The sequence below is a fragment of the Roseivirga seohaensis subsp. aquiponti genome, assembly GCF_001267955.1.
GTDB classification, from domain to species: domain Bacteria; phylum Bacteroidota; class Bacteroidia; order Cytophagales; family Cyclobacteriaceae; genus Roseivirga; species Roseivirga seohaensis.
Genome location: NZ_JSVA01000018.1, coordinates 206,871 through 231,439, shown reverse-complemented (window position 1 = coordinate 231,439; position 24,569 = coordinate 206,871). Strand labels below are relative to the sequence as shown.

The 24,569-nt window shown below is 39.6% G+C and carries 20 protein-coding genes; 18 read left to right on the top strand and 2 right to left on the bottom strand.

Annotated features, from left to right (window positions below):
- Positions 1 to 134 precede the first annotated feature (134 nt).
- From OB69_RS16095 to OB69_RS16015, 18 genes are all read left to right on the top strand, one after another.
- Positions 135 to 947, top strand: coding sequence for a 1-acyl-sn-glycerol-3-phosphate acyltransferase (locus OB69_RS16095; protein ID WP_053224775.1), 813 nt, complete (start codon positions 135 to 137; stop codon positions 945 to 947).
- A 16-nt stretch (positions 948 to 963) separates the two neighbouring features.
- Positions 964 to 1,893 carry a GNAT family N-acetyltransferase gene (locus OB69_RS16090; protein ID WP_053224774.1) on the top strand — a complete coding sequence of 310 codons (930 nt, stop codon included), beginning with the start codon at positions 964 to 966 and terminating at the stop codon, positions 1,891 to 1,893.
- A 44-nt stretch (positions 1,894 to 1,937) separates the two neighbouring features.
- Positions 1,938 to 2,501, top strand: coding sequence for an AAA family ATPase (locus OB69_RS16085; protein WP_053224773.1), 564 nt, complete (start codon positions 1,938 to 1,940; stop codon positions 2,499 to 2,501).
- A gap of 148 nt (positions 2,502 to 2,649) precedes the next feature.
- Positions 2,650 to 2,889 (top strand): 50S ribosomal protein L28, encoded by a 240-nt coding sequence (gene rpmB / locus OB69_RS16080; RefSeq protein WP_053224772.1) that lies wholly within the window; start codon positions 2,650 to 2,652, stop codon positions 2,887 to 2,889.
- Between the two features lie 28 nt (positions 2,890 to 2,917).
- A complete protein-coding gene (locus OB69_RS16075) occupies positions 2,918 to 4,390 on the top strand; it encodes an aminopeptidase P N-terminal domain-containing protein (protein ID WP_053224771.1) in 1,473 nt (490 codons plus the stop codon).
- Positions 4,391 to 4,484: 94 nt separating this feature from the next.
- Positions 4,485 to 5,570, top strand: a complete 1,086-nt coding sequence (locus OB69_RS16070; RefSeq protein WP_071426802.1) for a sialidase family protein — start codon at positions 4,485 to 4,487, stop codon at positions 5,568 to 5,570.
- Positions 5,571 to 5,723: 153 nt separating this feature from the next.
- Positions 5,724 to 5,906 (top strand): 50S ribosomal protein L33, encoded by a 183-nt coding sequence (gene rpmG / locus OB69_RS16065; protein ID WP_053224769.1) that lies wholly within the window; start codon positions 5,724 to 5,726, stop codon positions 5,904 to 5,906.
- Positions 5,907 to 5,908: 2 nt separating this feature from the next.
- Positions 5,909 to 6,064 (top strand): DUF4295 domain-containing protein, encoded by a 156-nt coding sequence (locus OB69_RS18505; RefSeq protein ID WP_082338205.1) that lies wholly within the window; start codon positions 5,909 to 5,911, stop codon positions 6,062 to 6,064.
- A gap of 73 nt (positions 6,065 to 6,137) precedes the next feature.
- Entirely contained in the window at positions 6,138 to 7,091 is a 954-nt protein-coding gene (gene ftsY / locus OB69_RS16060) for a signal recognition particle-docking protein FtsY (RefSeq protein ID WP_053224768.1), read from the top strand.
- A 121-nt stretch (positions 7,092 to 7,212) separates the two neighbouring features.
- A complete protein-coding gene (locus OB69_RS16055) occupies positions 7,213 to 7,734 on the top strand; it encodes a hypothetical protein (RefSeq protein WP_053224767.1) in 522 nt (173 codons plus the stop codon).
- 166 nt (positions 7,735 to 7,900) lie between these two features.
- Complete coding sequence (locus OB69_RS16050) at positions 7,901 to 10,270, top strand: TonB-dependent receptor (RefSeq protein ID WP_053224766.1); 2,370 nt, start codon at positions 7,901 to 7,903, stop codon at positions 10,268 to 10,270.
- Between the two features lie 148 nt (positions 10,271 to 10,418).
- On the top strand, positions 10,419 to 11,297 hold the full coding sequence (locus OB69_RS16045) for a heme/hemin ABC transporter substrate-binding protein (RefSeq protein WP_053224765.1): 879 nt from the start codon (positions 10,419 to 10,421) through the stop codon (positions 11,295 to 11,297).
- Positions 11,281 to 12,312 (top strand): FecCD family ABC transporter permease, encoded by a 1,032-nt coding sequence (locus OB69_RS16040; protein WP_053224764.1) that lies wholly within the window; start codon positions 11,281 to 11,283, stop codon positions 12,310 to 12,312. The genes OB69_RS16045 and OB69_RS16040 overlap by 17 nt, the downstream gene beginning before the upstream one ends.
- A gap of 2 nt (positions 12,313 to 12,314) precedes the next feature.
- Positions 12,315 to 13,097 (top strand): heme ABC transporter ATP-binding protein, encoded by a 783-nt coding sequence (locus OB69_RS16035; RefSeq protein WP_053224763.1) that lies wholly within the window; start codon positions 12,315 to 12,317, stop codon positions 13,095 to 13,097.
- 163 nt (positions 13,098 to 13,260) lie between these two features.
- The gene (locus OB69_RS16030; RefSeq protein ID WP_053224762.1) at positions 13,261 to 13,521 is read left to right on the top strand and encodes a hypothetical protein; all 261 of its coding nucleotides are present in this window, start codon (positions 13,261 to 13,263) and stop codon (positions 13,519 to 13,521) included.
- 50 nt (positions 13,522 to 13,571) lie between these two features.
- On the top strand, positions 13,572 to 14,882 hold the full coding sequence (gene rimO / locus OB69_RS16025) for a 30S ribosomal protein S12 methylthiotransferase RimO (protein WP_053224761.1): 1,311 nt from the start codon (positions 13,572 to 13,574) through the stop codon (positions 14,880 to 14,882).
- 82 nt (positions 14,883 to 14,964) lie between these two features.
- The gene (bshC, locus tag OB69_RS16020; protein WP_053224760.1) at positions 14,965 to 16,551 is read left to right on the top strand and encodes a bacillithiol biosynthesis cysteine-adding enzyme BshC; all 1,587 of its coding nucleotides are present in this window, start codon (positions 14,965 to 14,967) and stop codon (positions 16,549 to 16,551) included.
- Complete coding sequence (locus OB69_RS16015; RefSeq protein ID WP_053224759.1) at positions 16,544 to 17,113, top strand: 5-formyltetrahydrofolate cyclo-ligase; 570 nt, start codon at positions 16,544 to 16,546, stop codon at positions 17,111 to 17,113. The genes bshC and OB69_RS16015 overlap by 8 nt, the downstream gene beginning before the upstream one ends.
- Before the next feature lie 59 nt (positions 17,114 to 17,172).
- On the opposite strand, the gene OB69_RS16010 is transcribed toward OB69_RS16015, so the two are convergent.
- Together OB69_RS16010 and OB69_RS16005 are read right to left on the bottom strand one after the other, a co-directional pair.
- On the bottom strand, positions 17,173 to 20,142 hold the full coding sequence (locus tag OB69_RS16010) for a T9SS type A sorting domain-containing protein (protein WP_082338203.1): 2,970 nt from the start codon (positions 20,140 to 20,142) through the stop codon (positions 17,173 to 17,175).
- 123 nt (positions 20,143 to 20,265) lie between these two features.
- Positions 20,266 to 24,564: a T9SS type A sorting domain-containing protein gene (locus tag OB69_RS16005; protein WP_053224757.1), complete on the bottom strand. Its 4,299-nt coding sequence runs from the start codon at positions 24,562 to 24,564 to the stop codon at positions 20,266 to 20,268.
- Positions 24,565 to 24,569: the final 5 nt, after the last annotated feature.

Here is a 24,569-nt window from a genome sequence, read left to right as displayed (position 1 = left end):
TCAAATGAGCCCTTTGGCTGCCAAATTTTGATGTTCAAACCTAACTTGTTGAAAATCAGAACAACTGGATGAAAGTATATTTATCCCATTTTAACAGATATCTTTTTACTTTGCAGCTTCTTAATTAGACACACGTGAGTGATAAGTTTATTGACATAGAAAAGGTGATTGGCGAAAAAAACCCGAGCCTCTTAAAATGGATGCCGGGGTTCATAATTCGTTACATCAAACGCATTATTCACCAACAAGAAGTGAATGAAGTAATTCATGACTTCTCAAACTTGAACGGTGTCGATTTTGCCAATGCAGTGCTCAACCGCTTTAACATTAAAGTAGACATTCACGGCATTGAGAACATTCCCAAAGAAGGCGGAATTGTTTTTGCCGGAAACCATCCTTTCGGGGGTATCGAAGCTCTTGCCCATGTAAAAGCCATTCAACCCATAAGGCCAGATATTAAATTTTTGGTGAATGATATTTTGCTTAACTTAAAAAATCTCAATCAACTATTTGTGGGTATAAATAAACATGGGGCAACCCCCGCAGACTCCGTTAAGCAAATGAATGAGCTTTTTGGGTCGGGGCATGCAGTTTTTATTTATCCTGCCGGATTAGTAAGTAGAAGAACTAAAGGGGTGGTAAAAGACCTGCAATGGAAAAAAACTTTTATTACCCGAGCAAAGCGATTTAAAAGCCAAGTAGTTCCAGTATATACTGGTGGAACTCAGCTGTCTAACTTTTTTTATAATCTTTCTAACTTCCGGAAAGGCTTAGGTATTAAGGCCAATTTAGAAATGTTTTATTTAGTTGATGAGATGATGAAACAAAAGAATAGTACTTTTAATATTGTTTTTGGAAAACCCATTGACCCTACAACTTTTGATCGATCAAAGTCAGATCAAGACTGGGCAGAATGGATGAAAGAAAAAGTGTATAAACTCCAATAACTGAAACTCACTCAATTTGGACAAGAATTTAGACTACGTTATTGACTCAGTTGATAGAAAGCTTTTGAAGTCAGAACTCACTGCAGAGCGTTTTATACGCAACACCCAAAAAGGGGGCAATGAGATTTACTTTGTTAACGCCCACAACGCACCCAACACAATGCGTGAAATAGGTCGTTTGCGAGAAATATCCTTTGCTAGCGCTGGCGGGGGAACTGGTAAAGAGGTAGATATTGATCAATATGACCTCTGTGAAAATTGTTACCAACAACTAATTGTATACTCACCAGAAGAGGAAGAAATCATTGGAGGATACCGCTTTATAGATTGTAGCACTTTAGATCTTTCAGACCCAAACCACATTGCTATTTCAACGGCACACTACTTTTCTTTCTCCGACCAATTCGTAAAAGACTACCTGCCTTATGCCATAGAGCTTGGCCGATCATGGATTCAGCCAAAACATCAGCCAAACGTAGATCCTAGAAAAGGAATTTTCGCCCTCGATAACCTTTGGGATGGCCTTGGTGCCATAATTCTGAGCCACCCCAACATGAAATACTTTTTTGGAAAAGTTACCATGTATCCGAACTATAATATAGAAGCGCGAGACGCTGTGCTGTATTTTATGGAGCGTTTTTTTCCAGACAAAGATGGATTGGTAACTCCTAAAAACCGACTTCTACCCGCTACGGACATTAGTAAATTAGAAGAACTATTTGAGGGAAAAGATTTTAAGAGTGGAATGATTACTTTAAACTCTTACACCAAAGCCAGAGGCGAGCGTGTTCCTCCACTAATTAAAAACTACATGTCTTTATCTCCTTCCATGAAATCGTTCGGAACAGCCGAAAACCCTGACTTCGGTAGCGTAGAAGAAACAGGTATACTTGTCACTGTTTCTGACATTTATGGCGAGAAAAAAGATCGGTACACTACTTATTAAAGGTTTACTCTTTCTCCAGCACTAAAAAGAATAATTATTGTAAAATGAAGATTCTGATATTTGGTGCCTCAGGCTCAGGTACAACTACACTAGGAAAAGAAATTGAGAAGATCGCTGGTTTTACTCACCTAGACGTTGACGACTATTACTGGAAAAAGACAGACCCTCCATTTCAGGAAAAAATAACCTTACCTAAAAGAAATGATAAGCTAAAAACAGATTTTGAAAGACACAAAAACGTCATCATCAGTGGTTCAATGGTTAGTTGGGGAAAAGAATGGCAAACATTATTCAACTTAGTTGTCTTTGTTCAGATTAACCCCAAAACAAGAATGGAGCGACTACAAAAAAGAGAGGTTGAGCGCTACGGCATGAAGCTATTAACAGACAAAAAAACACAAGAGGACTCTCGAGCTTTTTTAGAATGGGCAAAACAATATGAAAACCCAAATTTTAATGGCCGGTCTCTAAAAATTCACAATAATTGGATTGAATTACTCGATTGCAAGGTTATTAGAATAGATGGAGGAGAAGAACTACAAAAGAAGACCGATAAAATTTTGGCTGAAATACAAGCCATTAGCGTTCGACAGAATAAAGAGCAGTAAGTAAACACCTCGACTAGAATTCTATAACTACCTATACAACCTACCTCACCAAACTTTTAAGTAAAATATATTAACTCAGGTTGGTGTCTTTCCAAATAATTACGATATTTGCATTCCGTTTTCAAAAGCGACTAAATTATATTTACCCATGGCAAGAGTTTGTGACATCACCGGAAAGAGAGCACGTACAGGAAACAACGTTTCTCACGCTAATAATAAAACAAAGAGAAAATTCTACCCGAATCTTCAGAAAAAGAGATTCTACCTTCCTGAAGAAGACAAATGGGTTACTTTAAAAGTATCTACATCAGCTTTAAGAACCATTAATAAAAATGGCATTACCGCTGTACTAAAAAAAGCAAGAGAAAACGGTAACGTTTTAGTATAATAGCGTTCTAAAACGTTATTATACTACTATGAAGTTTTCTATTAAGACTTTAGCAATCCTGATGACGTTTATGTTCTCAGGATTTTTCTTTTTACAGGCTCAAGAGAATGTAAGAAAAGACTATTTAAGCGCTGACTTCCACAAAGGAAGAAGAGATGCATTGCGAGCAAAGCTGCCCGACAACTCTGTAGCAGTTTTCTTTGCAAACCCGGTACGCAACCGCGCGAATGATGTGGACTTCATCTATCATCAAGACCCAGACTTATACTATCTAACAGGATACAAAGAGCCTCATGCTGTTTTATTGGTTTTCAAAAACATGCAAACTGATAAAACTGGAAATCAGTATAATGAAATTTTCTTTGTTCAAACCAGAAATGCACAAGCTGAACAATGGACAGGCCGAAGGCTTGGTTCTGCAGGCGCCCAAGAAAAGCTAGGGATATTAAACTCCTTTAATAATACAGAATTTAAGGCTTACGATGTAGACTTCGAGAAATTCGATAAAATTCTATTCTACGAATTTCAGAACGATGTACGAGACAACGCTCGTGATGAAAGTGATTTATTTAGCCTGATTCAGCAATTCAAAAGTAAAGTAGGTTATGGTGTAGAAGCCAACAATCTTGGTGCCGAGCCTAAAAAGAACAACTTAGATTTGAGAGGTCTCAACACCATTATGGGTGAGCTGCGTGGTATTAAAACCAAAGATGAGCTAGACCTATTACGAAAAGCAGTGTTTATATCGGCCGTGGGTCAAGCAGAAGTAATGAAAGCCATGCACCCAGGAATGACCGAAGCCGAAGTACAAGGTATCCATGAGTTTGTGTTCAAAAAATACGGTTCTGAATACGAGGGCTACCCTTCGATTGTAGGCGCGGGAAATAATGGCTGTATTCTTCATTACATTGAAAATACAGAAATAGACATCCAAAGTGATCAGATGATTTTGATGGATTTAGGTGCGGAGTACCATGGCTATACTGCTGACGTTACCCGAACCATTCCAATTGACGGTAAGTTCTCGAAAGAAGAAAAAGCCATCTATGACTTGGTGTACGAAGCTCAAGAACAAGCCATTCAAATGGCCAAACCAGGGGTTTCAATGGCTGAGATGGGAGCTTTGGCTTCAAAAATAATCAGCAAAGGTTTAGCCGATTTAGGAATCATTGAAAGCGAAACTACTCGACACCCTTATTATCCGCACGGACTTTCTCACCACATTGGCCTAGATGTTCACGACAAAGGCCCAAGAGGTCCGCTTCAAGAAAACATGGTGATTACAGTAGAGCCAGGCATATATATCCCTAAAGGAAGTAAATGCGACCCAAAATGGTGGGGTATCGCGGTTAGAATTGAGGACGATATTCTTATTACCAAAGATGGTTCTGAATTACTTTCTGGCTATGCACCAAGAAAATCAGAAGACATTGAGGCTTTGATGAAGCAAAGTAGCCCATTGGCGCAATTCACCTTACCAGCCCTCAAAGGAAACAAGTAAAAGCACTTTTTTTTTTAGTAATATAGGCCGGCTTTGCTGGCCTATATTGTTTATATTATGTTACATTAAATTGCCTATACTGATTAATCACAATATGAAGTTTAAACTCCTTACTTTCCTATTTTTAGTTCCTCTCTCTATGCAGGCACAAAATAATGGACTCGAATTCATTAATCTTTTCAGTTCTGATATGAATGAAGCTGTGTCATGTTATAGAATCCCTGCTCTGATCACTGCAAAAAACGGAGATCTCATTGCGGCCATTGATGAACGTATCCCCTCTTGTGGCGATCTGAAATGGAGTAATGACATCAACATTGTGATAAGAAGAAGTAAGGACAATGGAAAAACTTGGTCTAAAATAGAATCTATTGTCGATTACCCTTTGGGAAAATCAGCCTCTGACCCTTCCTTTATTTTAGACCAGATTACCGGAGATATAATCATGTTTTTCAATTATATGGACCTCAATTCAGAAAAGGATGTGTATTATCTGAAAATGACAAAAAGCAGCGATAATGGAGCGTCATGGTCCTCACCTGTCGACATTACCTCACAAATAACAAAATCAGAATGGAAGAATGATTTTAAGTTTATTACCTCAGGAAGGGGAATTCAAACCCGTAACGGAACATTGCTTCACACACTTGTCAACCTAGCCAATGGCCTTCATGTATTCGGAAGTGATGACCATGGTGAGAACTGGTATTTAATTGACAGTCCAATTCATCCCGCAGATGAATCTAAAATTGTGGAACTCAATGATGGTTCATGGATGATCAATAGTCGAGTCAATAACCTTGGCACTAGATTCGTTCATATTTCCAATGACAAAGGCAAAACATGGGCATCCAAAGCAGAAGCAGAATTGATAGACCCATCATGCAACGCCAGCATCATTCAATACCCTGTTACAAGCAATGGAATCGACAGAAATATATTGCTGTTTGCGAACCTCAATAATTCGAGCTCCAGAGAAAACCTTTCGATACGCGCCAGCTATGATGATGGGAAAACTTGGACAGCACCAAAAACAGTTTATGCTGGAAAATCAGCTTATTCTTCGCTTTCAATATTAAAGGACGGAAGTGTTGGCTTGTTCTTTGAAAAAGATAACTATAAAGAAAATGTTTTCGTTCGAATTAGCCTAGACTGGATCACCGATGGGAGATATAAGTAAAGGAAATCCGTTTTATTAAATCCCGCACTGTAGAAGGTGTTAAATTCACGGACCAAATTAGTATCCATAAGCTTAAAATATTTCAGCACCATGGGTTTTATTATAAAAAACAGTTAGCTATATTTGCAATCCGAATTTTAGAAGCATAAAGAAATGGCTAAGAAAGGCAATAGAGTTCAAGTGATCATGGAATGCACTGAGCATAAGACAAGTGGAATGCACGGTACGTCTAGATACATCACTACTAAGAACAGAAAAAACACCACCGAGAGATTGGAGTTGAAGAAATACAACCCAATTTTGAAGAAATACACTATTCACAAAGAAATTAAGTAATAATGGCTAAGAAAGTAGTTGCAACCCTGAAAGTACAAGGTGGTGTAAAATACGCCAAAGTAATTAAAGCAGTAAAATCTCCAAAAACAGGTGCATATACCTTTAAAGAAGAGATTGTTACTGAGGATATGGTAAAAACAGTGCTTGCTGACAAGTAAGAAATTGCACTTTTAATAAATATATCAAAGTCCCTCAAGAGGGACTTTTTTATTGTTAATTTTACGTACAGTTATGGGCTTATTTGGAATCTTCTCAAAAGAAAAAAAAGAATCGCTCGATAAGGGGCTTGAAAAAACCAAAGACGGTTTCTTTTCCAAGCTAAGTCGTGCTGTAGCCGGTAAATCAAAAGTTGATGATGAAATACTGGATGAATTAGAAGAAATTCTAATCACATCAGATGTTGGTGTTGAAACCACCATCAAAATTATTCAACGCATTGAGGAGCGTGTTGCTAAAGACAAATACCTCAACACAACTGAACTCGACAGAATACTTCGAGAAGAAATTGCAGAGCTTCTTTCTGAAAACAACTCTGAAGATCTTACGGAGTTTACTATTCCATCCAATCATAAGCCACACATTATCCTTGTAGTGGGTGTAAATGGCGTAGGAAAAACAACTACTATTGGAAAGTTGGCTGCCCAGTTCAAAAAACAGGGTAAATCTGTAGTTTTAGGCGCTGCCGATACTTTTAGGGCTGCCGCTGTAGATCAGCTTAAACTTTGGGGGCAACGCATTGATGTACCCGTAATTGCTCATGGCATGAATACCGATCCTTCTGCGGTAGCTTTTGATGCAGTAAAAAAAGGAGTTGAAATGGGTGCTGATTTGGTTATTGTAGATACCGCTGGTAGACTACACACCAAAGTTAATTTGATGAATGAGCTTACCAAGATCAAACGGGTAATGCAAAAATTCATTCCAGAAGCTCCGCATGAAATCTTATTGGTACTTGATGGTTCTACTGGTCAAAACGCATTTATGCAGGCGAAGGAATTCACCAAAGCAACAGAAGTTTCAGCCCTAGCGATCACTAAACTAGATGGCACAGCCAAAGGTGGAGTAGTAATTGGAATTTCAGACCAATTCAAAATCCCTGTAAAATACATTGGCGTAGGTGAACAAGTAGGCGACCTTCAAGTATTTAACAAAGCTGAGTTCGTAGATTCCCTTTTCAAGAAGTAAGCTGGTTATTGTTTCTTAACACCTCAAAACACCGTCCTTCACTCTTTATTACTTAAAGTGTGTTTTTGTTTGACTGTTAACTGATTTAGGCTGATACTGCATAGTATTAAGCACCTATAATTTGCTAAAACGTCTTACCTTAATATTTCTTTTACCCCTCTACGGACTTGCCACCTTAGGCAACCTTGCTCCCTACTATGCCCTTTTCCACCGCGCATCTTTTCAATTGAGGGTACGCCAAGGAAATTATCAGAACGGTACAACACTGAACCTAACCGAACAAGAGTATAATCTCTTGGATTGGACTGAAAAAGGGAGGGAATTTAAAATGGATGGAGAAATGTATGATGTTTCTTCTATCAAAAAAACCAACACTGGCTATACCATAATTTGCAAACACGATGAAGTCGACAGTTGGCTATCAAAGGTAATTCAGTCTTCTAAACAAAAGCAAAAAGCACCGTCAAAAAAAAGGCGGATAGCTCGGTCAATAGATAAGTACTTCCCCGCGGAGTTTTCATTCTCCAGAGCGGCACTTCAAGCAGCTTTGCCCATTAGTCCTTTCGAAAAAAACTTAAGTATTCCTCTGATCTATTCTGAGGTCGAATCCCCACCCCCAGAGACCCAACATTTCTTTATATAAATAAGGTAAGACACATTCTTACCCATCCCCTATGCATGTTGCATTTGGGGTGATTTACTCTATTCCAATTTTTATACACAATGCTGTTCTGAAAGACAGACCCATGTAAATCCATAGGTCATGTTTTCAGCCTGTTTCATTGTGCTCAAACTTTAATAAAAAAGAAATGAAAAAGATATACTATACTTTTTTGGGGCTTCTTATTGGCTTCTCTATTATGGCTCAGTCGGGTCGAATATCAGGAAGAGTCATGGATGCTTCAGACAATCAACCACTTGCTGGTGCAAATATTAGAATTACTGGCAGCAGTGGAACTTCAACAGATAGCAATGGAGCGTTTTCAATTCAATGCAATGGTTCAACAGAAATTACTGTAACCTATGTAGGCTATAGAAGCTACACCGTCAGAATTGAAAATTGTGATCAAGACATAACGATTAAGCTCACGCCTGCCAACCAATTGCTTGATGAAGTAGAAATCACCGCTACTTCAAACCCTAACCGCTCACTATTGTATCTTCCAACCGCCATCACCAAGTTAGGTGGACTTGAGATGCAAAGAGGCACGGGTTTGTTTATGGATGATGCCATCAATGCCAACGTACCGGGAGTTTACATGACAAGAAGAGCAGTATCTTCTGGCCAACAATTTAATATTCGTGGATACGGAAGCGGTGTTGGTTTCCGTGGTGCCAATAATAACTTCGATGGTCAAGGTTATAAAGTTTACCTTAATGGAATTCCTGTAACCGATGCGGAAGGTATTACGGTGATGGACGACATCGACTTTGGTTCTATCGGAAATGTAGAGGTAATCAAAGGCCCTGCAGGCTCTCTTTATGGTTTGGCCATTGCTGGAGCAGTAAACCTTGAAACCAAGAAGGCTGAAAGTGGTCAGAATTCCATTAGCCAAAGCGCTTTGGTAGGAAATTACGGATTAAGTCGTTTCACTACTCAAGTGCAATTAGGTGCCGATCGATCTTCCATTTTAGTTAATTACGGCCGTCAGCATTCTGATGGGTTTATGCCACATAACAAGTCGGACAAGAACTTCTTTAACTTTATTGGTGATTTCACACCCAACGAAAAGCAGAAGATTTCAACCTACTTGGCCTATACTAACAGTTACGATCAACGTGCAGGAGAACTTACGATCAGTCAATTTGAAACCGGAGATTTTTCAGGAAATGCCCGATACATCAAAAATGACGCGCACTCTGAAGTTGTTGGTTTTAGAGCGGGTGTAAGCCACACTTACAAATTCTCGAATCAAGTAAAAAATACTACTGCCGTTTTTGGTTCTGGAATCACGAATAACGCAAGTTCTGCTGGTGGCTGGACGGACAAAAGCCCTTTCAATTATGGCTTCAGGTCTACATTGAACATGAATTTTGATTTGAACGGAGCCACTTTAAGTGGTATTGCCGGCATTGAGGCGCAACGTCAACAAGCGCTTAGCCTTGGTTATGGAATGGTTACCAATCAAGACGACCCCAATGGTTACAATGTCATTGGTGCGATGAGAAGTAATCAAGCGACTACAACCAGCACAGGTTCTTATTTTACCGAATGGACACTTTCACTTCCTAGTGATATTTCATTTACTGCGGGCTTAGGCTTTAGCACCATGGACATTGATTTAATGAATCGAACCTATGACGCAGTCAACGATAAAGCAGGTGAGAGGTATCAGGTGACTTATAAAAACATGGCGTCTCCTCATTTCGCTCTCAACAAAGTGTTCAACAGTCAGCTTTCAGCTTATGCTTCATATAGCAAAGGCTACAAGGCACCTGTAAGTGGAAACATTGTAATTTCCGCTACTGGTGAATTGAATACTGGTTTGAAACCTGAAGAAGGCGATCAGTTCGAAATTGGAACAAAAGGTTCTTTACTCGACAGCCGATTCAATTACCAATTGGCGCTGTTCAGCACAGAATTTAAAAACAAAATGACTTCTGTGGCCGTGCCTTTAGATGCCAATACTACTGCCTACACCTACATTGCCAATGGTGGTGGCCAGATAAACAAAGGTTTGGAGATTGCTGCCAATTATGAGCTTTATAAGTCTAGTACTGGCTTCTTTAGCAAAGTGGGTTCGTTTGCCAACCTTACTTATTCTGACTTCACTTACAAAAACTTCAGCTACCAGTCACTAAGTGGCGGTGTACCAACCACTGCTGAATATGATGGAAACGATGTAGCTGGTGTTTCGCCAGTAGTGGCCAATGTAGGTATTGATGCCTATGCACAAAATGGTTTGTATGGAAATTTGAATTTCCAATACAGAGACGGTATGCCTATTACATCTGATGGCGCTAACCAATCTGCAGGTTATAGGTTATGGAACGCCAAAGTGGGTTACCACAGTAAGCTTTCAAGTCACTTTGATATTGACCTGTACTTTGGGGTGAACAACATTTTAGGTGAGAAATATTACTACATGATATTCGTCAACCAGTTAAATGACGCCTACATACCCGCCCCTAAAAAGGCCAATTACTTTGGCGGAATTCAACTAAAATACATCTTTTAACCATTGAAATAGGCTGAAGTTTAGTCATGCCGAACTTGTTTTCGGCATCCTATAATTAAAACTGCAGAAGTTTAAATGACGGGGCCTGAAATACTCCGATACTTCGGAGCAGGGTGACCTTCAGCCTCTTTCTTCAACCTTAAATACGATGAAAAAACTATATACATTATTGCTAATGGCTTTGGTGCTTACTGGCTGCGGTAGGTTTTCAAACAAAGATGAAAAGCAATCCAATTCGAAAAGAATTGTATGTCTTTCAAAACAATACAACGAAATCATTTTCGAATTAAATGCACAACAAAATCTAGTTGCTGTAGACTTATCGAGTACTTATCCGCCCGAAATTAAGGCACTGCCTACAGTCGGCTATCACAGGGCTTTGAGCACGGAAGGCATTCTTTCTATGGAACCAACCATGATTATTCATGACAATAATGTCGGGCCAGAACAAGTGATGCAACAAATGGAAAAGCTTCAAATCCCGATGATGGTTTTTAAAACCAAAGGAGACAACATTCCAAGAGCCAAAGCATTGGTCACGGAAATGGGGAAATATTTCGGCAGGGAAAAAGAAGCCGATTCGCTCAATGCCAAACTTGACAAGGATTTGCTTTCAGCCGAAAATGCCCTGGCGCAATACACTACAAAACCCAAAGTGGTGGTGATTCATTATGGTAGAGCTACGAATGTGTACCTCACCATGACGGAAAATAGTACTACGGCCAATTTGATTGAAATGGCAGGTGGTACAATCCCTATCAATGGAGACCGGGGAATGATGCAGCTTTCAGCAGAAGTGATTGCCAAGTCAAACCCAGATGTTATTCTGCTTACCGACTTTGGTTACGACCGACTAGGTACCGAAGAACAATTAAAATCTCTTCCTGGTGTAAGTACAACAAATGCCGCCAAGAATAACCGAATTTATAGAGTTGAAGAGCACGACATGGTGTACTTCGGCCCACGTACAGGCGAAGTAATTCTCAAACTTCAAGAACTAATTCATAGAAATGAGCAAGTTCAATAATCAATACAAGGCTTGGTTCCCCATTCTTGCAGTTGTACTGCTGGTTACCTTTTTCTTTTCTATGAAATTGGGCGCCATTAATATCTCATGGACAGAAATTCAAACTTCATTCACGAAACTGATTAGTGGAGAAGCCATGAACCTCAACGAAAGAATCTTCATGCAAATCAGGCTTCCTCGTGCGTTAATGGGGGTTTTTGTAGGTGCCAGTCTGGCCATCGCTGGAGTATTGATGCAGGCCTTGTTCCGAAATCCAATTGTGGAGCCTGGATTAATAGGCACTTCTAGCGGAGCAGCTTTTGGTGCTTCATTGTACTTCGTTTTAGGATCAGTAATTAAAGTTCATGTAGGCGAATGGACTTTGCCGATTGCGGCTTGTATTGGAGGAACACTTTCCACGGTAGCCGTTTTCCTTTTGTCGCAAAATCGATCGACAGGCAAAAGTTCGGTGGTGGCACTATTGCTTACCGGCATTGCGATTAACGCACTGTTTTTGAGCGGTGTGGGCTTCCTCTCCTACTTGGCCCGCGACCCACAAGCCCGATCCATTATTTTCTGGAATCTCGGGACACTTTCAGGTGCCAACTGGGTTTCCGTTTCTATAGTAGGTACAATTATGGTGGTTTGCCTATTCTTTGCCTTGCGTTATGCAAAGCAACTGAATGCCTTAATGATGGGAGAAGATGAGGCCATTTTCCTTGGGGTCAATTTGAAGAAATTACAGATTGGAGTAATTGCCTTGAATGTACTTTTGGTAGCTGTAGCCACTTCGTTTACCGGGGTAATTGGCTTTGTAGGTTTGGTGGTGCCTCACCTACTTCGTTTAATGAAAGGCTCCGACAACCGCTTTCTCTTATTAGGAAGTGCATTTATGGGAGGAATACTGCTCAGCTTGGCTGATTTAGCCTCTCGCTTATTATTGGCTCCCGCTGAATTGCCCATTGGAATCGTCACGTCACTGGTAGGAGTACCCGTATTCATCATTCTCCTTAGAAAAAAACAATACTATTTCTGATTATGCTCGAAGCGAAAGAAATCACATTTAAAGTTGGAGAGAAAGTACTGCTCGACAAGGTATCGGTTCAGTTTGAAGCTGGAAAGCTTAATCTAATCATTGGGCCAAATGGTGCTGGAAAATCCACCTTGATGAAGGTAATCAGTCGGCAACTTACAAGTTACCAAGGAACCGTTAGCTATAACCATGTAGACAGCAAAGCGCTTAGCGATAAAAAGCTGGCGCAAATGAGGGCGGTACTCTCTCAAAACATCGACTTGGCCTTCCCTTTGAAAGTGTGGGAAGTGGTGATGATGGGACGCTACCCTCATTTTACTGATGCTCCGCGACAAATAGATAGAGATGCCTGCAAAGCCGCTTTGGAGTTTTTTGATGTAATGTACATGGCCGAACGGGATTACCTCACACTAAGCGGTGGTGAACGGCAGCGGGTACATTTCGCTCGGGTGCTTACTCAAATCTGGCACCCTATTCCCAACCAAGGGCGGTATTTGCTACTAGACGAGCCACTCACCTTTCTCGACATTCATTATCAGTTTCAGTTTATGCACAAACTCAGAGAGCTATTGAAGGAGAAGGATTTGGTAGTCGTTGGAGTGGTACACGACCTCAATTTGGCAGCCCAATTCGGTGATGTGATCCACCTGATTCAAAATGGAAAAATGTTGGCAAGTGGCACCAAGTACGAAGTACTCAATTCAGAAAACATCAAAAGAGCATTTCACCTAGAACCCGTTATCTACAATAACAAGGAAAAGGGATCGCTTCATCTGTTTTTTGAGTAGAGCCAAAACGTGAACGTTCACGAACGTTTGACTGAACTAATTCGAGCACTAACTAAAGGACATAATTCATAACTAATTGATTTTAAAAAACTTAACTTCTTGGCACTACCCTTGTTAAAATATAAGCGGATAGAAAACATTTGTTCATTAACGTACATAGATTATGGGAGCTATAGCCATTAACATTCCTCAAATCACTGGGGAACAAGACATTGAAGTAGAAGTAAGAATCAACGGTGAGAAAAAATCCTACAATTACAGAGTAGAAGTATTCCACTGGGCCGACTGCGAAAACCCTAGTGAAGATCGCGTAGACTGCATTCGTCAAATATTAAGCAAATACGACCCCGACTGGGAGCTTTACCAAATTGGAATGCCGACTGACGAAGTTGTTCCGATTACCTTTAGGAAGAAGAGAAAATAAATTACCAAGCCTTTAGAATTCATTACCTTTGCGCATTAATACAATAAGGAATGAAAACGAAGGGACTGAAGAAGGACAAAGTGAACATTGTAACACTAGGTTGCTCAAAAAACTTAGTGGATTCAGAAGTGATGCTCACTCAATTGAGAGGCAACGGAATCAAAACAACTCACGAGTCTAAAAAAGACAATGCTAATATTGTTATCGTAAATACTTGCGGCTTTATCGATAATGCCAAGCAAGAGTCCATCGATACCATTTTGCGTTACGCAGATGCCAAAGACGATGGCGAAATTGATAAACTTTACGTAACAGGTTGCCTTTCTCAGCGCTACAAAGATGATCTAGAAACTGAAATTCCTCAAGTAGACGCCTTCTTCGGTACCATGGAGCTTCCTGCCCTACTCAAGAAATTTAAAGCAGATTATAAGCACGAATTGGTAGGCGAAAGAATCATAACCACTTCAAATCATTACGCTTATTTAAAAATATCGGAAGGCTGCGACAGACCCTGCTCCTTCTGCGCCATTCCGTTGATGCGAGGTGGTCATAAATCACGCCCTATTGAAGAATTGGTTTTAGAAGCAAAAAACTTGGCCAGAAACGGCACCAAAGAATTGCTTCTTATTGCTCAGGATTCCACTTACTACGGATTAGATATCTACAAAAAACGAAACCTTGCCGAATTGCTTGAGCGTCTTTCTGATGTGGAAGGCATTGAATGGATTCGTTTGCACTACGCCTTCCCTACTGGCTTTCCAATGGATGCGTTAAAAGTAATGGCGGAGCGCGATAACATTTGCAGTTATATAGATATTCCTCTTCAGCACGGTTCTACTAAAATGCTGAAATTGATGCGTAGAGGGACTACCCGTGAAAAAACTGAAGCACTAATCGAAGAAATCAGAGCTAAAGTTCCGGGTATTGCTATCCGAACTACTTTAATTGCGGGTCACCCAGGCGAAACAGAAGAAGACTTCAATGACATGGTCGACTTTGTGAAGAAAATGCGTTTCGATAGATTGGGTATTTTCAACTATTCGCATGAAGAAAACACACACGCCTATTCTTATGTTGACGATGTGCCCGATGAGGTGAAACAAGAAAGGGCTAATATCGTAATGGGCATACAGGAAGAAATTTCCAACGAAATCAACCAAGAAAAAATTGGTAAGACTTTCAAAACGCTAATCGATAGAAAAGAAAGCGGAAACTACTATGGAAGAACGGAGCACGATTCGCCAGAAGTAGATAACGAAGTAATCATCGATGCGAAAAAACATCACTTAAGAATTGGCGATTTCGCGAATATTAAAATCACAGATGCTACAGAATTCGATCTTTATGGTGAACCAGTTTAAGCACTTTTCATGTTTATGCTGCATTAGATTGAATTGCTGTCGAGGCTGATCTAACAATCAAAACCCTTTGTAACAAACGACTATGGCTGTTTCGGAACTATCGCAAGTACTATTGAGCAAAATACCTTTCAATAAAACGAACAGCTTTTCAAAGTCTTTTTTAGATTATATAGAAGGAAAAGAAGCCTTAACCAGCTTCTATAATCGTTTGCCAAGCATTGAAAATTTCAAGCTTCAGATTGAAGAGAAACACTTCAGTAATGAGAATCGAGTGGTTCTGTCGGAAGTGCTGAAAAAGCAATACGATGGTTTTGAGTTAAGCCAAGCAACAGCAAAAAACATCGAGCTTCTAAAAGCTGGAACCACTTTTACTGTCACTACAGGTCATCAGCTGAATATTTTCACGGGCCCACTTTATTTCATCTATAAAATAGTGACCGTAATCAATGCCTGTAAAGCATTGAAGAAGCAATATCCAGCTTACGATTTCGTGCCTGTTTATTGGATGGCTTCTGAAGATCATGACTTTGAAGAAATCAGCTACTTCCGTTTTAATGGCAAGAAGTTCAGTTGGAAAACAGACCAAACAGGAGCGGTTGGTCGCTTTGACCCAAAATCGCTCAAGCCCATTTTTGATGAGATCATTAGTCTCCCTGATTTTTTCAAAGAAGCTTATTTAAAAAGAAGTACTCTTGTCGAAGCAGGAAGACATTATGTAAATGCACTTTTTGGCAACGAGGGCTTAGTCGTAGTAGACGCAGACAATGCTGAACTTAAAAATATACTGAAACCTGTAATGTTTGATGATATCTTCAAGCATTCTGCGAATGACTGTGTTACCGAAACTTCGGCACAGCTAGATAAAGGAGGTTATAAAACGCAAGTATTCCCAAGAGAGATCAACTTCTTTTACCTAAAAGGAAACATACGTTCACGCATAGTAAAAGAAGGTGGAGAATTTCATGTACTTGATACAGATATTCGGTTTACCGAAAATGAATTACGAGCAGAGATAGAGAAGCATCCAGAACGTTTCAGTCCGAATGTGGTTTTAAGACCGCTTTATCAGGAAATGATTTTGCCGAATTTAGCTTATGTCGGTGGCCCTTCTGAATTAGTCTATTGGCTTCAATTGAAAGAGGTTTTCACGCATTTCGAAACGCCTTTCCCGATGCTGATGCCGCGAAATTTTGCTGGTGTGGTTACCCCTAACATTCAGCGAAAAATTGAAAAATCGGGATTAAGTTTTGAAGACATTTTCAAACCAGAAGAAATCTTGATTCAAGAAAAAGTAAAGGAGAATACAACGAATCAACTGAGTTTAAATCAAGAGTTAGAGCAGCTGAAATCTATTTTTGAAGAGGTTTTAAGTGTTGCCAAGCCCATTGATATCACGCTAGAAAAATTAGTGGCAGCTGAGCAAAAAAGGGCAGAGAATTCTATTCAAAAAATTGAGAAGAAACTGCTGAAAGCAGAAAAGCGAAATCAGGAGGTTTTAGTAAATCGTATTTCGGCCATTAAGGAAAGTTTGTTCCCTGGCGGAAGCCCACAAGAACGGAAGGACAACTTCCTCAATTTCTACCTTAGCGACCCTGCATTTATTCAGAATTGTTTAGACAGCCTAGATGCCTTCGATTACCAGTTTCACTTGATGGCTGCTCATGACTAAACAAGTGCTCAGAGAAATGTTCTTAGCCAAGCGTAAAACACTTACGCAAGAAGAACATGCACTCCGATCGGCACTGGTTTGTGAACAAGCATTGAAACTCATTTCAGACCAGCAGTTCAAAAATATCCACCTTTTCCTTCCGCTTATAAAGCAGCGTGAAGTCAACACCTTTCCACTTTTCGAAAAACTCATTGGCCAGCCTGAGTATCAAGTTGTACTACCAAGGGTAAATAGAAAAACGAAGCAATTAGAGCACCTTGCATTCACCACCTTCACCAAACTGCTTAAAGGGAGTTTTGGGGTGACTGAACCTGATGGCGAAAATCACTTTGATATAACTGACCTTGATGTAGTATTCGTACCCTTAATTAGCTTTGACCGAAAGGGCTTTAGAATTGGTTATGGTGGTGGTTTTTATGATAAATTCTTCGCGCAAGCGAGTGAAAAACTGGTCAAGGTCGGCTTGGCAATCAGTCCTCCTTTAGATCATATTCCTTATTCAGAACCGCATGATATTCCGTTAGATTATTGCATTTCGCATCACAAAATATATTCGTTCTAAAACAAAAAACGGCTGTAATTTCTCAATCACAGCCGTTTCAATGTTTATTTTAGCTTTACTTAGTTCGATTGCTTTAATAACTTAATTACATCTCTACGCTTATCATTATCTACATTTAAGATATACAAACCATCGGGCATTGAACCCAAGTTTACTTGGAATCTCTCTTCTGTATTATAAAATTCTTTTTTACCTGTAACTACCTGAATTCCATTACTATTATAAATAGAATAATTGAAGCCTGTGGCGTAGGCCGCATCTAAGTTAATATTAAATATACTGTTTGATGGATTTGGACTCACCTGAACATTCTCATTGAGAGGCTCATCATCAATACCCGCTACTACATCAAAATCAAAAGATACCTCATTTGTAAAAGCTACTGGCCCTAATTGATCTGTAACTTGACATTTATATGTACCTGTGGCAGTTACTACTAGTTCAGCACCCGTTTGGCCCGTAATCTCTACACCATCTTTAAACCACTTAAATGCAAATCCTTGGCCCTGATTAAAGGACTGATTCGCTCTGATTACAGCTCTACTTTCTCCTTCAATAGAATAATTGATTTCAGGATTAAAACCGGTATCATAATACCCCACAAATACTCCGCTACCATGTGTTGCTGCGATTACCTTGCCGTCTATCGGTCTTACTTTCACCATGTTTACAATGCTGTTTCCTATAATATTAGGAGCTTGCTGCGTCCATACCGTGCTTGCTCCATTTAAACTACTAGTCATATACAGGCCGGTAGAAGTACCTACAAACACCTTTTCTCCAGAAGTGCCATTTGGCAAAATTTCGATTGAACGAACAGATGAACCATTTCCACTGCCGTTAGCGTTTTCTTCCAAATTCCCAGAAATAGAAGACCAAGTTTGGCCTCCGTCTTCCGACATCCAAACACTTATTATTCCGTAATTTCCAAATGTAACAAACACTCGATTTGCATCTCTCGGATCTACAGCTATACTAGTAATCGAAGCGTTCTGAGGTAAATTGCTTGCTGAGATATTCTCGACAGTTGTAATTTCTTTTGTATTGGAAATTTTCTGAAGCCTTCCGGTAGTTGTTCCGAAATAAAGCACACCTTCAGGTTGTACTGAAGTAGCTAAAGCAGAAACTGGTTGGCTAGTAATACCAGTACCGTTAATCTCTTCCCATTCTCCTTTTCCAGGGTTTTCTCTAATATCATAGGTGTAATAAATTTTGCCCTTTGCCGCTACATACATACGATCTTGATTAACCCTATCAACAATAAATGGATTAATGAATAGAAACTCTTCATCGTCATCACTTGGGGAAATATCTTCTGATGCTTGATAAGTATTATCTACAAGCTCAAATCTTCCCATTTGTCCTTCTTGAGCAGAAGCATACAAAGCATTATAGCTTATTGCAGAAAAAGCTCCATCACCGCCATACGCTTGTATCCATGAACTTGTAGGATCATTTTGAAAAAGCGCCCAAGTTCCGTTATCCTGCATACCTCCTATAATTTGATTATCACCACGATCACCGCGATAAAGGTCTACCGTATAAAACTGAGAAGTGACGTAACCATTATTAAGCGAACTCCAAACCACTGTGCTTGCAGTATTATCATTCGTTTTATGTATTCCACCGTCTGATCCGGTAAACATTTTTTTAGCGTCAGAAGGTAAAAATGAAAGTGTATGAATATCTGGGTGATGATTTGCGTAGGGACCAGCAGTTCCAGTGCCTGTATACCCACCAATATGCTTCCTATCAGTTGCTGTAGTGAAACCATTGGGAGACCTTAACAGGTTTGTTCCGCCTACATAAACTGTATTTTGATTTCCTGGGTGAACAGCTACTTCAAGGTTATATCCGCCTTGTGCGTCAAAACCTTGAACGGACTCCTCATTTACATTAATATTATCTGTTAGGGTAGTCCAAGTCGAAGTGCTTCTATCGTATTTGTAAAGAAAAGTTTCGCCTAGGGCATAAAAGAAATTTTCATCATGCGGATCAAAAGCTAGTTCTACTCTTCTGAAACTAGATGGCCAGCCTGCAGGCAGAGCTATGGATGTCCAAGTAATACCATCTGGAGAGATGAAAATCCCTTCTTCTGGATTTGTTCCATTGCTCGACTTATTAGGAATACTAGCAACGATGGTTCCATCAGTTGCTATGGCTATATCAGCAGAGTTAAATCCTGTATTAGGAATGCCAAGAACTGTTGTTACTGTTTGAAAATCGTCTACCGTTCTGTAAATTTTACTAAGGCCAGCTACATAAATTTCTGTTTCTGATTGGTTTGAGTAATCAATAGCGATTTTATTCACTAAGCTAAACTTACCTAAGGTAGTAACAGAATTTGTGGCTGTACCTGCAAGTAAACTCCATGAAACTCCTCCGTTGGTAGATTTATAAATACCATCTCCTAAGTAAAATGCCCCAGTTTCTGAAACTGAGTTTCCAATATTCTCACCCGTAGCATAGTACCAGTTTGTAGTTTTGCCTGTTCTTTTATCTTGAACAATAGTAGTAACGGAAGGGATTTGGTCGAAATTTGTAGTACGAGTCCATGTAGTACCTTGATCCGTACTTCTCCAAACACCACCAGAAATTCCTCCCGCAATAAGAATATCTTCGTCAGTAACATCAATGGCTAAAGCTCTGGTTCTTCCTCCAATATTGAATGGCCCATAATTAACAAATGGAGATGCACTAGTTTGAGAAATGTCTGCAGCAGAAGACCTGATATTATTTCTTTCAATTTGATTCAACTCTCGAACATAGGATAATTCTTTATGACGTATATCGAAAGGTATTTTGCCTGTGGATGGATCTTTGAGCATATCCATTTCGTAAGCCAATCTTTTCTGAGGATTTTCTGATTCAGCTTCGGCCTCCTCATTTAAACCTTCGTTCTGAGCAATGGTAAATTGAGGCTCGGTATTTACTTTGAAAGACCTAAATGATTGATACTCGAAGTACATTAAAAACAGCACTACGATCGCCCCCACAACGGCCAAGTTTCGCAATCTAGTCTTTTTCATATAAGTGTAGTTTAAGGTATTTCTGTTTTGATCTACGTTTTTTGAACCCCTAGTGGATTATCGCACTTCCTAATAGAAGTAATTCCGAAAAACGGTTTTTCTGATGAATACTAAAGATATATTTTATCGCTGTTGTTTCAAGAGTTTTGCACTAATAAATCCATATTTAGTTTCCACTCTTAACATGTATATACCGTTTGACACAGTGCTCAGATCCAACATCATCACTTCATCCATGAAGTAGCTCTCTCTTTTCCCTTCCAAAATCTCAGATCCTTGGCTGTCTGTAATAGAATAACTGAAGCCTAAAGGAATATCTGCATTCAACTTAATTCTAAAAACACCTGAAGAGGGGTTCTCCTGTACTGTAATGTTCAAATCATTTATCAGCACATCGTCAATTCCGGTAATAATATTTTCGATGGTGTAGGTTTCATCTAGCGCAAAACTCCCATTAAATCGATTGCCATCAGCATTTTCAATATTGTGCGAAGATTTAATATCTAAATCCACTAAGCCGTCAGATTCAATTTGTTCAATTACAACTAAGTAACTGGTATTCGAAACGCTTGAAAACACACCTTGAATTACTGCTGTTACCGATGTTGATGACAGTTCGAAGTCGCTTAAATCAACATTTGTCACTCCTTCAGAAAAAGTAATTTCAAAGGTTACCTCTGCCAGATTAGTAGTTTCTAACAAAGGAGATTTTCTTGCAATACTTGCGCTTGGTCCCACTGAAAAATCGACTGTATAAGTTTCTTCTTCTGTAATACCTCCGGCAAATATGTTTCCTCCATTATTTTCAATTCCTGTAGCGCTAATAAAATCGAGGTCTATTAAACCTTCTGTTGAAAACTGATTTACCTTAACAAAATATTTGCTCGGTGAATCTTCTGTTACTTCTGCTATGGTGGCCTGAATACTTGTAGAACTCAATTCAAAATCAGTAATATCAACATTGCTTACATCTTCTGAGAATTCGACCACGAAGACCACATCTGGACGATTGATTGCCCCCACTGTTGGTGCATTGCGCTTAATTGTAGCGGTTGGTGCCAATGCGGAGTTGATCGTATAAGTCTCTTCAGAAATCAGGTTTGCATCTAAAGCATTATCGGCTTCATCTTGAATATCAGTAGTTGCTTTGAAATCTAGGTTTATCAGTCCATCGTCAGAATAACCATTTACAAACACCAAATAGCTAGAAGATGAACTTGAAGTAACGCGATCGATATTTGCAGAAATAGAACTAGAGGACAACTCAAAATCTTCTGCTCCTACATTCTTCACAGGTTCATTAAAGTCTACTGCAAATACAACCTCTGTTCTGTTGGTTTCTTCAGACGTAGGTTGCGATCTTGCTATGCTTGCTCTAGGTTCTGTTAAATCAAGAATAGTATAAGTCTCTTCACTTAAAATTGAACCTGCAAACGCATTTTGAAACAAATCGGTAATTCCAGATTCTGATTTGATATTCAAATCCAAAAGCCCTGTTCCACTGATATTGTCTACCTGAATATTGTAAACTTTAGCAGACACTGAAGTAACAGATGCGATGCTGGCCGATGCCGTTCCTGCCAATTCAAATGATGAAGTTGACAAGCCTTGCACTGGTTCATCGAAAGTGATTTGAAAACTCACTTCTGTAGTTTCTATCTGCTCCTGCACTGGGTTTAGTCTAAGAATGGAGTTTACCACTGGTGCTGTTTTATCTAAGCTAATATTAATCGCATTCGACATAGCAACAGGCCCCAACTGATCACTCACCCTAAGTTTATAAACCCCAGAAGTTGTTACCTGTAACTCAGAACTTGTTGCTCCAGAAATGTCCTGATCATCCTTAATCCATTGATAAGCAAACCCCGCTCCGGTGGTATATGAAACAGGCCCTCTGAGTATTGCTTCTTGAGTTGAGTAATCGATTGAATAATTAATATTTGGAGAAAAGGCCACATCGTAACTGGCTTGAAAAACACCATTGCCGTGAGTAGCTGCTAATACACGTCCATCTAATGGGCTAACTTTAATCATACTTACAATTGAGTTACCAATAACGTCTGTACCCTCTTGTGTCCAAACAGTGTTGTCACCGTCTAAAACAGATGTTTTATAAAGTCCTAAGGATGTTCCTACAAAATAAATCGGTGAAGCTCCATTTGGCAAAATATCGATGTAGCGTACCGAAGGGCCGCTACCTGAACCGTTGGCATTTTCTTCTAAATTTCCAGAAATTGAACTCCATGTTTCCCCCCCGTCATTACTCATCCAAACACTGATAATCCCGTAATTTCCGAAAGTGGCAAATACTTTATTTGCATCAGCCGGATCGACAGTTAGACTTGTAATTACTCCATTTGGTAAATTTGATCTAGTAATTTCTACAGCTGTTAAATCAGTATTTACATCAGCCACTTTAAATATCTTTCCATTTCTAGTACCGAAATAAAGCACTCCTTCAGGTTCGATAGAAGCGGCTAGTGCCGAAACAAAGTCATTCACTCTAGATGCCCCCATTGATATTTCTATCCAATCACCATCTCCGGGATTTTGGCGTATATCGTTGGTGTAGAACACCCTACCCTTCGCCCCCACATACATTCTATCCTGATTTACAGGGTCATAAATGAAGGGGTTGATAAATAAAAAGTCATCTTCACTAGTAGTTGGAGAAATATCTCCTTTAAATTCATAGCTGTTGCTTTCAGAGTTTAGTTCGAACCTCCTTAGCTGACCTTCTTGAGCAGAAACATATAATGAATTATAAGTAATACCATTATATGAACCATCGCCACCAAAAATCTCAACCCAATTAGTGTTTGATAGGCTTTCATTTGCCCCCCAAGTACCGTTATCCTGCATTCCTGCAATCAGTAGCTCTTCTCCTCTATTAAACTTATATGAGTCAATGGCATAAATTTGTGTAGTGAGGTAGCCATTGTTTAAAGACTGCCATATTACTGGACTACTAGTACCTACCGCACTATTATTCAGTGTAAGGTGAACTCCACCATCTGAACCAGAAAGCATTTTATTAGGGTCTGAAGGGTAAAATACTAATGAGTGAATATCTGGATGATGGTTATTGTACTTCGGGAAGCTGTTCGAATTGTTATCTTCACGATAACCACCAATATTCACTCTATCAGAACTCAATTTAAAACCAGAAGCACTACGCAAAAGATTTGTTCCGCCAATAAAAATCGTATCTGAGCTTGAAGGATGAACTTTCATTATCAGGTTATAACCGCCTTGGGTATTGTGTCCTTGTCCCGAATCTGTTGAGACTCCCAAATTACCCGTCAGGTTCACCCACTCTCCGGTGCTAATAGTATGTTTAAGTAAGAAGCTAGTACCTACAGCATAAAAAACATCTTCATTTTGCGGGTCGAAAGCTACTTCGATTCTTTCGTATGAACTCGGCAAACCAGATGGCGGATTGATATTAATCCAAGTTAGTCCGTCTTCAGATTTATAAATCCCCTCTTGCGCATTTGGGCCATTATTCACATTATTGGCAATGGTTGCTATGAGCATTCCTGTGGTAGAAATAGCTACGTCAGTATAAGAAAAGCCAGTATTATTAGCGCCTAATACTGTGGTATAAGTGGCAAAATCATCAGTAGTTCTCACTATATTACCCAATCGAGCCGCGTACATTTCACGAACTGCTGTATTAGAATTATCTATTATTATTTCCCCTATCAGACCGAAATCACCGAGGTTGGTGTTGTCGTTTTGAGTTGTAGAAGGAATTACCGTCCATGACAACCCACCATCTGTGGATTTGAAAATGCCATCGCCCAAATAAAAAGCTCCTGTAATGGAAGCCGAATTTCCGAAAAACTCCCCTGCAGAGTAAAACCAAGTATCGGTGTTTCCTGAACGTTGATCTTGAACCAAAGCCGAAACTGCCGGTAGTTGCATTACGGTTGAAGTTCTGTTCCATGTTTGGCCTGCATCTGCCGATCGCCACAAACCACCCGAAACTCCACCTGCCAAAATCACATTTTCATTTGAAATATCTATTCCCAGTGCGCGAGTTCTACCACCTATATTAAATGGCCCTCTACTCACAAATGGAGTTGCCTGACTTTGGCTGGTACCACTTGCTTGCATCCGAATATTTAAATCCAAGAAACGTTTTTGTGTTTTGGCAAAACTTAGCTCCTTTTCTCTTATGCCTGAAGGTATTTTGCCGGTGATAGGATTGGCAAGCATTTCATATTCAAATTCAAGCCTTTTGATTGGATTCTCGAACTCAGCTTCTTCATCCTCCACTTGAAGCGAATCTGGGATTGACTCAAACACCAATGATTGGCGGTACTCTGCAGTATGCCATTGATCATCATTCTTAAAAATAAAGAAGGCAACTACAGACAATACAACTACTAGGAGTCCGGCTTTCCAGAAGTTTTTCATGGTTT

What these genes read in the sequence shown, in the direction of transcription:
- OB69_RS16045 (WP_053224765.1), top strand. Translation starts at nt 10,419, where the DNA reads ATGAAAAAACTATATACATTATTGCTAATGGCTTTGGTGCTTACTGGC.
- OB69_RS16050 (WP_053224766.1), top strand. Translation starts at nt 7,901, where the DNA reads ATGAAAAAGATATACTATACTTTTTTGGGGCTTCTTATTGGCTTCTCT.
- ftsY (WP_053224768.1), top strand. Translation starts at nt 6,138, where the DNA reads ATGGGCTTATTTGGAATCTTCTCAAAAGAAAAAAAAGAATCGCTCGAT.
- OB69_RS16005 (WP_053224757.1), bottom strand. Translation starts at nt 24,564, where the DNA reads ATGAAAAACTTCTGGAAAGCCGGACTCCTAGTAGTTGTATTGTCTGTA.
- OB69_RS16085 (WP_053224773.1), top strand. Translation starts at nt 1,938, where the DNA reads ATGAAGATTCTGATATTTGGTGCCTCAGGCTCAGGTACAACTACACTA.
- OB69_RS16030 (WP_053224762.1), top strand. Translation starts at nt 13,261, where the DNA reads ATGGGAGCTATAGCCATTAACATTCCTCAAATCACTGGGGAACAAGAC.
- OB69_RS16070 (WP_071426802.1), top strand. Translation starts at nt 4,485, where the DNA reads ATGAAGTTTAAACTCCTTACTTTCCTATTTTTAGTTCCTCTCTCTATG.
- OB69_RS16040 (WP_053224764.1), top strand. Translation starts at nt 11,281, where the DNA reads ATGAGCAAGTTCAATAATCAATACAAGGCTTGGTTCCCCATTCTTGCA.
- OB69_RS18505 (WP_082338205.1), top strand. Translation starts at nt 5,909, where the DNA reads ATGGCTAAGAAAGTAGTTGCAACCCTGAAAGTACAAGGTGGTGTAAAA.
- rpmG (WP_053224769.1), top strand. Translation starts at nt 5,724, where the DNA reads ATGGCTAAGAAAGGCAATAGAGTTCAAGTGATCATGGAATGCACTGAG.
- OB69_RS16010 (WP_082338203.1), bottom strand. Translation starts at nt 20,142, where the DNA reads ATGAAAAAGACTAGATTGCGAAACTTGGCCGTTGTGGGGGCGATCGTA.
- OB69_RS16035 (WP_053224763.1), top strand. Translation starts at nt 12,315, where the DNA reads ATGCTCGAAGCGAAAGAAATCACATTTAAAGTTGGAGAGAAAGTACTG.
- OB69_RS16075 (WP_053224771.1), top strand. Translation starts at nt 2,918, where the DNA reads ATGAAGTTTTCTATTAAGACTTTAGCAATCCTGATGACGTTTATGTTC.
- rimO (WP_053224761.1), top strand. Translation starts at nt 13,572, where the DNA reads ATGAAAACGAAGGGACTGAAGAAGGACAAAGTGAACATTGTAACACTA.
- rpmB (WP_053224772.1), top strand. Translation starts at nt 2,650, where the DNA reads ATGGCAAGAGTTTGTGACATCACCGGAAAGAGAGCACGTACAGGAAAC.
- bshC (WP_053224760.1), top strand. Translation starts at nt 14,965, where the DNA reads ATGGCTGTTTCGGAACTATCGCAAGTACTATTGAGCAAAATACCTTTC.
- OB69_RS16015 (WP_053224759.1), top strand. Translation starts at nt 16,544, where the DNA reads ATGACTAAACAAGTGCTCAGAGAAATGTTCTTAGCCAAGCGTAAAACA.